Raw genomic sequence first — 12,468 nt, 5'->3', positions numbered from 1 at the left:
TTGAGCGGTCACTTAATCAATCTTTCCAGGAATCGTTGCGCACTGCTAAGTTCATATCGACGATCGTGGCGGCCGTCCGGGGGGCGGTGGGCGATCGGGAATGCCAAAGGGGGCTTCGTGATCCATCGTCTGAGCGCACCACTGCTCGCGCTCATCCTCGCCGCATCCGGCTCGGTGCTCACCGCGACGCCCGCGACGGCCGCGCCCGCGCCCACCAATGCCTGCGGGGAAACCGGCTTCGACCCCTCCGCGAAGGCCGAGTCCTCGGACCTTCCCGGCATCGACATCAAGGTGCCCTGGCCCCAGCTGGTCCCGGTCCCCGTGCCGGACCCGCCGCAGGATCAGACCCGCATCCCGCAGGCCCCGCTGCCCGCGGATCCGTGCGCCGATCCCTGCCCGGACCTCACCGACACCGCGCCCGAGCAACCCGAGTCCGGCTCCGCGGGCTCGTCCGGGTCCGCGTCGTCCGAGTCCGGTTCGTCGTCCTCGGGTTCGGGGGCGTGGGGATCCTCGATACCGCGATTCTCCATCGCCCCCGACCCCGAGCCGATCCCCATCCCGATCCCCGGGCCCGGCGTGCCGCTGCCCCCGCCGCCGGTCCCGCAGTCGCCGCCCGTCGAGCCGGGACCGGTTGACACCGCCGCCGCGGCGCCGAAGGTCGGCGAGGTGACCCTGGTGGCCCAGCTCACCGGCCCCGGTTCCATCAATCGCACCGACAAGCGGTGGCAGGTCAACGGAACCGACCTCGGCATCATGTGGGAGAGCAAGCCAGGCGAGGTGGCCATCGCGTTCGGCGACACCTTCGGCCGGGGCTGGACACCGCCAGGCGCAAACGGTCAGGACTGGCGCTCGAATGTGCTGGGGCACAGCACCGACCGCGACCTCTCAGACGGCCTGACCCTCGACTCCATGGTGCAGGACAGCCGGTGCCACGCCGCCGAACTGCTCGGCAGCCGCAAGGTCAAGAACTGGGAGACCACGACCATCCCCACCTCCGGCTTCGCGATCGGCGACCGGCAGTACATGAGCTACATGTCGGTCCGACGCTGGAGCATGGTCCCCGGCATGTGGTACACCAACCACGGCGGCATCGCCTACTCGGACGACAACGGCCAGACCTGGACCAAGGATCCGTATGCCAAGTGGGAGAACATCTTCGGCATGAACCAGTTCCAGGTCGCGAGCATGGTCCCTGCCGGCGACCACGTCTACATGTTCGGCACCCCGAACGGACGGCTCGGCACCATCGCGCTCGCGCGGGTGGCAAGGGACCAGGTGCTCAACAAGTCGGCCTACCAGTACTGGGTCGACGGGACCTGGACCCCGGTCGGCGAGCACTCGCCGACCCCGGTCCTCAACGGTGTGGCCGCGGAGCTGTCGGTGCGCTACGACGAGTCCCGCGGCCTGTGGCAGATGAGCTACCTGGACGCACCGGCCGGGACCATCGTGCTGCGCCAGGCGAACAGCCCGCAGGGCGCCTGGTCCGCCGGCATCCCGATGGTGCGCAGCGCCGACTACCCGAAGCTGTACGGCGGCTTCCTGCATCCGTGGTCCACCGCCGACGAGGTGTACTTCACCATCTCCGAGTGGGACAGCTACAACGTCTATCTCATGCGCGCGACGCTGCGCTGAGGCCTATCGTTGCCAATCATGGGCACCGGATGGTCGTTGTCGTCGATCACCACCTCCTGGGTGGACCCGGTGGCGACCCTCGGCGCGGGCACGATGACGGCGCTGGTCCCCGACAGCGTGATGACCGCGCTCAGCCTCGGTATCGCGCGGCGGTACGTCGGGCGGGAGGTCACCGTCACCCTGCAGGGCGTGCCGGTCACGGCCCGGCTCGGTTCGTTTCGCGTGCGACGTCAGGGGGCCCATTTCGAGTCACGGGCCCGGCTCACGGGTATCGACTGGGGCGGGCACACCCTCGAGGAGGTGACGGCCGTCGCCAACGGGGTTCGGCTCGTGCCCGGCGCGCCGACCCGGGTCCGAACCGCACAGATCGACGTCGAGGGCCGTGTCGCGCTGTCGGCGGTGTTGGCGCAGGTCAATCTCCGGGAAGGCCTCGACTGGGTCCTGTTCGCCGAGGAGTCCGGCCTGATCCGCGCCGAGCACCGGCACCGTCGACTGACCGCCGTCGTCGATGCCTCGGTCGCCGACGACGTGCTGCGCATCGAGGTGATCCGGGCCCGCTGGCGGGGGCTCCCGGTTCCCGGGCGCTACCTGCCGGCGCCTGTCATCCCGTTGCCGCCGCTGCCCAACGACGCCAGGAACGTCCGCGCCACCCGCGACGGCCACGTCGTCCGCTTCACCCTCGAGATCCCCACGCTGAGCAGCTCGTTCGATCTGACGCAGCTGCTCCGGCTGATCGGGTAGCGGCTACTGCTGCTGTGCCCACCACGCGAGCAGCTCGGCCTCGGCCTCTTCCGGGCTGAGCGGGCCGCGGTCAAGCCGCAGTTCCTTCAGGAAGGTCCAGGCCTTGCCGACCTCGGGACCGGCGGGGATGCCGAGCAGCTTCATGATCGCGTTGCCGTCGAGGTCGGGCCGGACCCGGCCCAGGTCCTCCTGCTCGGCGATCCGCGCGATCCGCTGCTCGAGGTCGTCGTAGGTGGCCTGCAGCTTCGCCGCCCGGCGCTTGTTCCTGGTGGTGCAGTCCGCGCGGACGAGCTTGTGCAGGCGCGGCAACAGTTCGCCTGCGTCGGTGACGTAGCGGCGGACCGCGGAATCGGTCCACTGCCCCTCGCCGTAGCCGTGGAAGCGCAGGTGCAGGAACACCAGCTGGCCGACATCGTCGATCATCTGTTTGGAGTACTTGAGCGCCCGCATCCGCTTGCGCACCATCTTCGCCCCGACCACCTCGTGGTGGTGGAAGCTGACCCCGCCCGCAGGCTCGTTGCGCTTGGTGTCCGGCTTGCCGATGTCGTGCAGCAGCGCGGCCCAGCGCAGCACCAGGTCCGGGTCGCCGTCCTCGAGGTCGATCGCCTGCTGCAGCACGGTCAGCGAATGCTGGTAGACGTCCTTGTGCTGGTGGTGCTCGTCGATCTCCAGCTTCATCTTCGGGATCTCGGGGATGACCCGGGCCGCCAGTCCGGTCTCGCACATCACGTTGATGCCGTCGATCGCAAACTCGCCGAGGATCAGTTTGTCGAGTTCCGCGCGCACCCGCTCGGCCGTGATCCGGTCGATCTGTTCGGCCATCTCCACGATCGCCTGATGCACCCGGGGCGCAAGGGCGAAGCCGAGCTGCGAGACGAACCGCGCGGCCCGCAGCATGCGGAGGGGATCGTCGTTGAACGAGATCTCCGGCGCGGCTGGGGTGTCGAGCACCCCGTCGAGCAGTGCGGCCATGCCGCCGAGCGGATCGGTGAACTCCTGCGAGCCGTCCGCGCCGATGCGGACGGCCATCGCGTTGACCGTGAAGTCGCGGCGGACCAGGTCCTCCTCGAGGCTGGTGCCGTACACGACCTCCGGGTTCCTGGTGACCCCGTCGTAGGCGTCGGTGCGGAAGGTGGTGATCTCGATCTGCTGATCACCCTTGGCGGCGCTGATCGTCCCGAAGGCGATGCCGGTGTCCCACTGGTTGTCGGCCCAGCCCTTGAGGATTGCCTGCACCTGCTCCGGCCGCGCGTCGGTGGTGAAGTCCAGATCGGTGCCCAGCCTGCCGAGCACCGCGTCCCGCACGCTGCCGCCCACCAGGTACAGCTCGTGCCCGGCGGCGGCGAACCGCGCACCCAAGGGGGTCAGGACGTCCGCGAGGCCCAGGAGGGTCGCGGAGGCGTCCTTGAGGAGTCGGGCGCGTCGATCGGCGTCGGGAGTAGGGGAAACCACGAGTACGCAGCTTACCGACGCGCGGGGGACGGCTTGCCGCTCGGCCGGTGTGGGATTCGAGGCAGGTCCCGCTGGGCAACTAGTATTGATTGGGTGTCTGCTGCCGAACGTGCGAATCGCAGTCGCCGCAACCCGCGGCGACGAAGCGGGCACGGCGACCGCTCGAACACGCGCATGCGTACGGTCCGCGAAACGTCGGCAGGTGGACTCGTCGTCGACGGCCTCGACGGCCCCCGCGATGAGCAGTGTGCCGCGCTGATCGGGCGGACCGACCGGCGGGGACGGCTGCTCTGGTCACTGCCCAAGGGCCACATCGAGCAGGGCGAGACCGCCGAGCAGACTGCGATGCGTGAGGTGGCGGAGGAGACCGGGATCCAGGGCACGGTGCTCGCCCAACTGGGCAGCATCGACTACTGGTTCGTCACCGAGGGCAGGCGGGTCCACAAGACCGTGCACCACTACCTGCTCCGGTTCCAGGGCGGCGAGCTCTCCGACGCCGACGTCGAGGTGACCGAGGTGGCGTGGGTTCCGTTGGCCGAGTTGGAGTCCCGGCTCGCCTACGCCGACGAACGCCGACTCGCAGGAGTCGCGGGGGAGCTGATCGACCAGATGGCGTCCGCTACCGGCGAAGGGTCCCGAGAGAACGGATGAGGGCCACCCTGCGTCGCTTTGCCGTGACGACCCTGTCCGCCTTGGCGTTGGCCGCCGCCCCGATGGGTGCCGCGGTGGCCGTCGCCGCGCCCACCAACGGACCCGACAGCGGCGCCGAGTCCGCCGTCGCGGCGCCGGCCTCCTCGGGCCTGCGGTCGAACACCGACGAGCGCGAGTTCGTGAGCCTGACGATCGACAAGGTGACCCCGACCGCCGTCACCACCTCCAGCGAACCGTTCGTCACGGTCACCGGATCCGTCACCAACGTCGGCGATCGTCCCGTCCACGATGTGAAGGTCCGGCTCCAGGCCGCACCGGCCATCTCCGAGTCCGAGCAGCTCAGGTCCATGCTCACCGCCGACCAGGAGGCCTACGACACCGTCGGGGAGTTCACCACCGTCACCGAGAAGCTGCAGGTGGGACAGTCCAGCCGGTTCACCCTGGCGATGCCGCTGCGGTCGACCTCCTCGGTGTCGCTCGGCATCAAGGAGCCAGGGGTGTACCCGCTGCTGGTCAACGTCAACGGCACCCCCGAGTACGGCGGCCAGGCCAGGCTCGACGACGCCCGATTCCTGCTGCCGGTGCTCGGGCTCCCGCGCGACCCCAGCATCCGCGGCGCCGATCGCCCCGACGCGGCGGCGGTACCGCCGAGCATCACCGACCCCGTCGCCGTCACCCTGATGTGGCCGTTCGCCGACAAGCCCCGGCTCGCGTCCGGCATCCCGGGATCCTCGGACGAGAAGGTCCGACTCGTCGACGACGAGCTGGCGGACTCGCTGGCGGACGGGGGACGGCTCGAGCAGTTGCTCGCCGCCGCCGAGTTCGCCACCGGCGACAGCGTCGACCGCGACCACAAGCTCGCCGACAGCATGTGCCTGGCCGTCGACCCGGATCTGCTGATCACCGTGAGCAACATGACCAGGGGATACCTGGTGGTCGACGATCCCTCGGATCCGAACGGCCCCGCACACGAGGGGACCGGACAGACCGCGGCCACCGAGTGGCTCGAACGGTTGCGGTCGCTGACGTCCCGACTGTGCACGACCGCCGTGCCGTTCGCGCAGGTCGATCTCGCTGCGTTGCAGAAGACCGACGACCCGACACTGGTGGAGCGGGCCCTGTCGGCACCGGCGGGGATCATCGACGGCATATTGGGGATCACCTCGCGCCGCGGCCTGACCTGGCCGGACGCGGGTGTCCTCAACCCCGAGGCGGCGGGCCTTCGGGGGCTCGGTCCGACCGCGCTGCTGGCCGACAACGCGGTGGCCGAGGAGACCACGCGGCCGACGGTGCCGTTGGCCGGGACGACCGCCGATCGACCGCTGTCCGCTGCGCTGTTCGACGTGCCCGCGGCCACCGCCCTCGCCGCCGTCGGTGCCACCCCGCAGACACCCACCTACACCCCGGCGGATGTTCGATACGACCTGTCCGACGACTCGCGGACCGCCCGACTCCAGGACGCACTCGGCGCGATCGCCTGGCCGGCACTCACGCCGCCGCCCAACGCCTCCGCGAGCGCGGACCACGGCCTGCTCGTGGTGCCGCCGCAGAACTGGTCCGTGGACGGCGACGAGGCGCGTGCCGTGCTCTCGACGGTGTCGACGCTGATGCGTTCGGGGCTGGCCAACCCGCGCCCGCTCGCCGACCTGCTCGATCGACCGACCGCACAGCCGCCGGTCGACCTGGACTATCCGGCGCAGGCCACCAAGGACGGCGCGCCCGACCGGGTACAGACCGGAGCCGCCGCGGTGGCCCCCGAGATCAATGCGCTCACCGAGTCGCTGGTGAACGATCCGCAGTCGGCACTGACCCCGCGCGGCTACACCGCGCCGCTGAGTGAGGACCTGCTGCGTGCGCTGAGCACGTCCGGGAGGCGCGACCGGGAGCGGGGCGCCGCGACGGCCGCCGCCGAGACGCGGGTCAGCGACGTCGAGGAGGCGCTGACCGATATCTACGCGTCGGTGACGGTGCTTCCCCCCGGCGGCGCCTACACCCTCGCCTCGGAACAGAGCCCGCTCCTGCTGGTCGCGCGCAACGACCTGCCGGTGGGGATCAACGTGCGGCTGCAGATCTCGGCACCGCAGGAGATGACGGTCACCGACATCGGCGATCAACAGCTGCCGCCGCGCGGCAGCCGGACGCTGCAGGTGCCCGCGACCGTCGAGAACGCAGGCAAGCTGGTGGTCGATGTCGCGCTGACCACCACGAACGGCCGTGAACTCGGCGAGCCCACCTCGGTGTCGATCCGGACGAACACGTACGGCAAGGCGCTGGCGATCATCACCGCCTGCGCAGGCGCACTACTGTTGCTACTTGCGGGACGGCGCCTGTGGCACCGATTCCGGGGTCAGCCGGACCCAGCGGATGAAGGGTACGAAGCTCGATGACGGGGAGCACGCGTCGCCCACCGGGCACGGGAGCGGACCCAGGCGGGCGACCCCAGAATCCGGGCGCGGAACCCGCGCAGCGACCCCAGAATCCGGGCACGGAGCCCGCGCAGCGACCCCAGAATCCGGGACCTCGGCATCCCGAGCCGGCGCCGCCCGCCCCGTGGGAACGGGCCAACCCGACACCGCACGGACCCGCCGACCCGCGACCGGTGCCGCCACCTGACCAGGCCGGGCGCATGCCGCCGCCCCCCGGCCAGCCCAGGTCGCAGCCGCCGTTCCCGCCGGACCAGCCGCGCCCGTTCCGCCCCGCCCAGCCCCAGACGTACCGACCGCAGCCCGCGCCGCAGCGGGCCGCCCCGCAGCGCTACCTGCCGCCGCCCCCGCATCTGCGCGGGGGACAGCCGCCGCAGCCTGCACCGAGCCCGGCAGTCAACAGGCCCGCCGCTCCCGCGCCGGATCCGGAGCCGACACCCGAGCAGGAGCCGCAGGCGCAGAGCCAAAACTCCCGTCTCCTCGCGTCCACCGGCTCCATCGCGGTGGCCACCCTGGTCAGCCGGATCACCGGCTTCCTCAAGCAGGTGCTGCTGCTGACCGTGCTCGGCGCCGCCACCGCCAGCTCGTTCACCGTGGCCAGCCAGCTGCCGACGATGATCTCGGAACTGGTCCTCGGCGCGGTGCTGACCGCGATCGTGGTGCCGGTCCTGGTGCGTGCCGAGAAGGAGGACGACGACGGGGGCGTGGCCTTCGTACGCAGGTTGTTCACCGTCACCTGCCTGATCCTCGGTGTCGCCTCGGTGGTCGCGGTCGCCGCCGCCCCGCTGCTGACCCGGATCTTCCTCCCGGAGGACGGCAAGGTCGACGCCGAACTGTCCACCTCGTTCGCCTACCTGCTGCTGCCCGCGATCCTCTTCTACGGCCTGTCTGCCCTGTTGACCGCGCTGCTCAACACGAGGGGCGTGTTCAAGCCCGGCGCGTGGGCGCCGGTGCTCAACAACCTCGTGGTGCTGTGCGTGCTCGCGGTCTTCTGGCTGGTCACCCGCGGTTCCGACGAGATGACGACCGGGCGCGTGCTGCTGCTCGGGCTGGGCGTGACAGTAGGCGTGGTGACCCAGGCCGCGACCCTGCTGCCCGCGATCCGGCGCGAGGGCATCAGCCTGAAGCCGCTGTGGGGACTCGACGCCAGGCTGAAGATGTTCGCTGGCATGGGTATCGCCATCGTGCTCTATGTGCTGATCAGCCAAGCCGGCTTCGCAGTGGCCACATACGTCGCCGCCGGGGTCGACGATGCCGGGCCGGTGATCTATCAGCAGGCCTGGCTGCTGCTGCAGCTGCCGTACGGCATCCTCGGCGTGACGGTGCTCACCGCGATCATGCCGCGGCTCAGTCGCAATGCGGCCGCGGAGGACACCCCGGCGGTCGTCGACGACCTGTCCGTCTCGACCCGGTTGACGATGGTGTCGCTGGTGCCGGTGGTGGTGTTCCTCACCTTCGCGGGCCCACAGGTCGGCCATGCCCTGTTCGGCTACGGCCGCTTCGGTGAGGCCGACGCCGAGCGGCTCGGACACGCCGTCAGCTGGTCCGCGTTCACCCTGATCCCGTACGCCCTCGTGCTCATCCACCTTCGGGTGTTCTACGCCCGCGAGCAGGCCTGGACACCGACCTGGATCATCCTCGGCATCACCGGGGTGAAGGTCGGGCTCTCGTTGCTGGCGCCGATGGTGGCCTCGAGTGACGAGCAGGTCGTCAGCCTGCTCGGTGTCGCGAACGGTCTCGGCTTCACCGTGGGCGCGCTGATCGGCGGTTACCTGCTCCGGCGGAGCCTCGGTAACCTGCGGATGGCGAACGTCGGCAAGACCGCGTTCCTGGTCGTCGTCGCCTCGGTGGCGGGCGGGATCACGATGCTGACGGCCGAGGAGCTGCTGCGCCTCGACCGTCTCGGCGACCGGTTCGGCGGGCCCGGTGCCTTCGTCCAGGTCGGTATCGGCGCGGTCATCATGCTCGGGCTGACATTCGGGCTGCTGCGGATCGCCCGGGTACCCGAGGTGGTCGCCGGCACGGTGGCGGTGGGGCGTGTGGTGAACAGACTTCTCGGTCGGTCGACGCCGGAATCGCGCGTTGACACGCCGAAGGTCGTGTCACTCTATGAGGCGGAGACTGAGTTGATCCCCGCCATCGACGGTGCTCAGATGCCCCTCAGCGGCGGGATACCACTCCCGTACGCTGATCCCCGGCGGTCTGGGGACCAGTTCTCAACAGGAGAGATTTCGGGACTTATGCGCGAAGGAGTGAGGGTGAGCGACGAGAACGTTGCCGACGGCCAGTCCGGCGTGTCCGCTGTTAAGGCGTCCGTGCCCGAATCGGCCCCGCGGAAGATCGAGGCAACGGACGGCGGGCCCACCTCGGCGATCCCGGACGGCGACGGGGCCAAGGCTCCCGCCAAGGCCGACAAGCCTGCCGTGGAGCGCCCCGAGCGCGACCTGACAGTCGACACCGGTGTCATCCCGATCGGCTCGCCGACGCTGCCCCCGCTGCGGGTGGGCGACTCGACCTCGGCGGCGAGGTCAACGCGCGGGCCCAAGCTGATCCCCGGCGCCTCGGTGGCGGGCGGGCGCTACCGCCTCCTCGCCCCGCACGGCGGTGCCCGCGGACTCAAGTTCTGGCAGGCCCACGACATCAAGCTCGATCGCGAGGTCGCGCTGACCTTCGTCGACGCCGACCAGCGCGCGAGTTCCTCGACGTCCGAGTCGGAGGGACCGCAGGCGGTCCTGTCGCGCACCCTGCGGCTCGGTCGGATCAACTCGCCCGGCCTGGCCCGGGTCCTCGACGTGGTCCGCGGCAGCTCGGGCGGCATCGTCGTCGCCGAGTGGACGCCGGGACGGTCGCTGCGGGAGATGGCCGAGACCGAACCGTCTCCGATCGGCGCGGCGAGGGCGATCCGTGCGCTCGCCTCGGCGGCGGAGGCCGCCCACCGCGGCGGCGGATCGCTGTCGATCGACCATCCGGACCGGATCCGGATCTCCGCGGGTGGCGACGCGGTGCTGGCCTTCCCCGCCACCCTTGCCGACGCCGATCCCAGCTCGGACGTGCGCGGACTCGGCGCCATGCTGTACGCGTTGATCACGGCGCGGTGGCCGCTCGGCGAGCCGGCACCGGCGCCCGAGTCGGGTGCCCCCGCAGCGGCCCCTCAGACGGCCGCCGACCCGCGCACGCCGCACGCGGCGGGCACCGTGGGCGGGATGAGGCTGGCGGACCGCGGCGACGACGGACTGCCGGTCGAGCCGCGGCGCCTCCGGCCCGAGGTGCCGTTCGAGATCTCCGCCGTCGCCGTCCGCGCCCTCGAGCAGGGTGGCGGGATCCGCACGGCCGCGACCGTCCAGCACGTGCTGGACCAGGCGTCCGTGGTGGATCAGAAGACCGACCTCATGCCCGCACTGCGACTCGGCCAGCGGCCCGCCGGGGCGACCAGCCGCGCCCTTCTCGATCCCGAGGAGGCCGAGGCGAAGCGGGCGAAGGACAACAAGATGATCATCGCGCTGTCCGCGCTCGGTGTCCTCACCGTCGTCGTGTTGGCCCTGGTCGGCTGGTGGCTGGCCAACTTCCTGGCGGGGGGCAGCTCCAGCGAACCGCTGACGGACCAGAACATCGGCCTCACGACCGCCCCGGCCGAGGCCTCCGTGTCGGCGCCCGCCGTACCCGGGCCCGCCGCGGCGGGGGCAGCGGTGGTTCCCACGGGCGCCACCGTGTACTCGCCGCAGGGGTCACCGGACAACCCGGCCACCGCGCGGCAGGCGATCGACGGCAACCCGGCCACCGCGTGGACCACGGACGGCTACTTCGACCAGTTCCCGACCTTCAAGAACGGTGTCGGCCTGATGATCGACCTGGCCGAGCCGAGCGCGCTGCGCGAGGTCTCGATCACCTCGCCGAGCGCGGGCACCGCCGTCGAGATCCGCACCGCCGCAACGGCGAACCCCACCCTGGACCAGACCCAGGTGATCGGTTCGGCGGTCCTCGGGAAGGGCGTCACCACGATTCCGGTGACCGCAGAGGGCAAGACCGGCAAGGTCCTGGTGTGGATCACCAAGCTGGCCAGCGAGGGCGGGAAGAACCAGTCCTCGCTCGCGGAGATCAGCTTCACGAAGGCCCCCTGAACACCGGTTCAGCCCTCGGAGTGACTCCAGACCTTACGGTCGGTTAGCATTTCTCGTGCGAATCTATAGGGGGGTCGCCGGGGCTGGCATGTCTGATGCCGAGCTCCTGGCAGCGCACGCGTCGGGGGACGCACGCGCGTTTGCTGAGTTGTTGAGCAGACATCAGGACCATTTATGGCAGACGGCGAAGCGGACCAGCTACACGCCGGAAGACGCGGCTGACGCGCTCCAGGAGGCATTGCTGTCCGCCCACCGGACGGCGGCGTCGTTCCGGGCGGATGCTGCCGTGCGCAGCTGGCTGCACCGGATCGTGGTGAATGCGTGTCTCGATCGGATACGCCGCAACCGGGCCCGACCGACCGTGCCGCTGGAGGACGACCACCAGGAACCGGCCCGCCCCCGCGACCCGATGGACGACTGCGAGACCGCGATGGCCATCGACGCCGCCCTGTTCACCCTGTCGCCCGAGCAGCGGGCCGCCGTGGTGGCGGTCGACCTGGAGGGATACTCAGTCGCGGAGGCGGCAGCGCTACTCGGGGTTCCGGAGGGCACCGTCAAGAGCCGCTGCGCTCGGGCACGGCTGAAGCTGGCCCAGCAGTTGAAATATTTGCAGAATGAGCGGAACCAAATCCATCCTTGAGGGGTCTAATCATAATGACGTGCCCGTAAGACTCGAGGACTCAGCAGGGAGGTGACATGGTCGGTCAGGGTGATGAAGCGCTCCTGCGGCCCCCTTTCGACCCCGAACTGATCGCCGACCTGCACGCAGGGCTGTTCGACCCCCCGTTCGAGGCGCGCCTCGGCGCCGCGGTGGAGAGCGACCCGCAGGCCCGACAAGTCCTCGCCGCCCTCGATTCGGTCAGCACCCGGCTCGCCGAACTCCGTGCGGACGACACCCCCGCACCCCCGGCGCCCCCGGAGGTTCTCGACCGACTTCACGCAGCGTTGGCAGCCAAGGGCGCCCCGGACCCGGTCGACACGGTCCCCGTGGTCGCCCTCGCCGACCATCCCCGTCGCAGGCGAGCGTGGATCCCCGTCGCCGCGGCCGCCGCGATCCTGCTGCTGGCAGGGGGCATCGTCCTGGGGACGGGAGTGCTCGAGGAGGATCCCGAAGCACCGGCACCGACCGTGGCCCAGCCGTTCATGCCCCGCGCCGACGAGCCGGACCTGGGTGCGGATCTGACCCCCGGCGCCGCCCTCGTCATGATGGGACGGTCGTCGCTCGGTCCGTTGTCCGCCCCCGGCGCACTCGCCGGTTGCCTGCGCGCCAACGGCGTCGATCCGGACACCCCCCTGCTCGGGTCCGGCCCGGTGCGGATCCGGGGGATCCGCGGCATCCTGATGCTGTTCGCGGGCCCGCGACCGCCGCAGATCACCGCGCTGGTCGTCGGTGCCGACTGCACGGAATCGCGCCCGGAAACCCTGGCGCGCAGCGACATCGGCTGACGGCC

Annotated in this window: 8 protein-coding genes; 7 read left to right on the top strand and 1 reads right to left on the bottom strand. The window is 70.7% G+C overall.

Annotation, left to right across the window (positions count from 1 at the left end; translation table 11 throughout):
- The first annotated feature begins 117 nt into the window (after positions 1-117).
- Together ACWFRB_RS05400 and ACWFRB_RS05395 are read left to right on the top strand one after the other, a co-directional pair.
- On the top strand, positions 118-1,632 hold the full coding sequence (locus tag ACWFRB_RS05400; RefSeq protein WP_452639379.1) for a DUF4185 domain-containing protein: 1,515 nt from the start codon (positions 118-120) through the stop codon (positions 1,630-1,632).
- Between the two features lie 18 nt (positions 1,633-1,650).
- The gene (locus ACWFRB_RS05395; protein ID WP_452639378.1) at positions 1,651-2,373 is read left to right on the top strand and encodes a hypothetical protein; all 723 of its coding nucleotides are present in this window, start codon (positions 1,651-1,653) and stop codon (positions 2,371-2,373) included.
- A 3-nt stretch (positions 2,374-2,376) separates the two neighbouring features.
- Here the strand turns inward: ACWFRB_RS05395 and ACWFRB_RS05390 are convergent, their stop codons facing one another.
- Positions 2,377-3,825, bottom strand: a complete 1,449-nt coding sequence (locus ACWFRB_RS05390; RefSeq protein ID WP_452639376.1) for a CCA tRNA nucleotidyltransferase — start codon at positions 3,823-3,825, stop codon at positions 2,377-2,379.
- Between the two features lie 93 nt (positions 3,826-3,918).
- Between ACWFRB_RS05390 and ACWFRB_RS05385 the strand changes: the two genes are divergently transcribed.
- The 5 genes from ACWFRB_RS05385 (at position 3,919) to ACWFRB_RS05365 (ending at position 12,463) form a co-directional block, all read left to right on the top strand.
- On the top strand, positions 3,919-4,476 hold the full coding sequence (locus tag ACWFRB_RS05385; protein WP_452639374.1) for an NUDIX hydrolase: 558 nt from the start codon (positions 3,919-3,921) through the stop codon (positions 4,474-4,476).
- Entirely contained in the window at positions 4,473-6,863 is a 2,391-nt protein-coding gene (locus ACWFRB_RS05380; RefSeq protein WP_452639373.1) for a DUF6049 family protein, read from the top strand. Before ACWFRB_RS05385 ends, ACWFRB_RS05380 begins: the two co-directional genes overlap by 4 nt.
- A gap of 239 nt (positions 6,864-7,102) precedes the next feature.
- Positions 7,103-11,017 (top strand): murein biosynthesis integral membrane protein MurJ, encoded by a 3,915-nt coding sequence (locus ACWFRB_RS05375; protein WP_452639371.1) that lies wholly within the window; start codon positions 7,103-7,105, stop codon positions 11,015-11,017.
- A 55-nt stretch (positions 11,018-11,072) separates the two neighbouring features.
- Positions 11,073-11,657, top strand: a complete 585-nt coding sequence (gene sigM, locus ACWFRB_RS05370; RefSeq protein WP_452639370.1) for an RNA polymerase sigma factor SigM — start codon at positions 11,073-11,075, stop codon at positions 11,655-11,657.
- Between the two features lie 56 nt (positions 11,658-11,713).
- A complete protein-coding gene (locus tag ACWFRB_RS05365; protein ID WP_452639368.1) occupies positions 11,714-12,463 on the top strand; it encodes a hypothetical protein in 750 nt (249 codons plus the stop codon).
- Positions 12,464-12,468 lie beyond the last annotated feature (5 nt).

The sequence above is a fragment of the Rhodococcus sp. NPDC055112 genome, from assembly GCF_053607505.1.
This window is presented reverse-complemented; position numbering and strand designations above follow the sequence as displayed.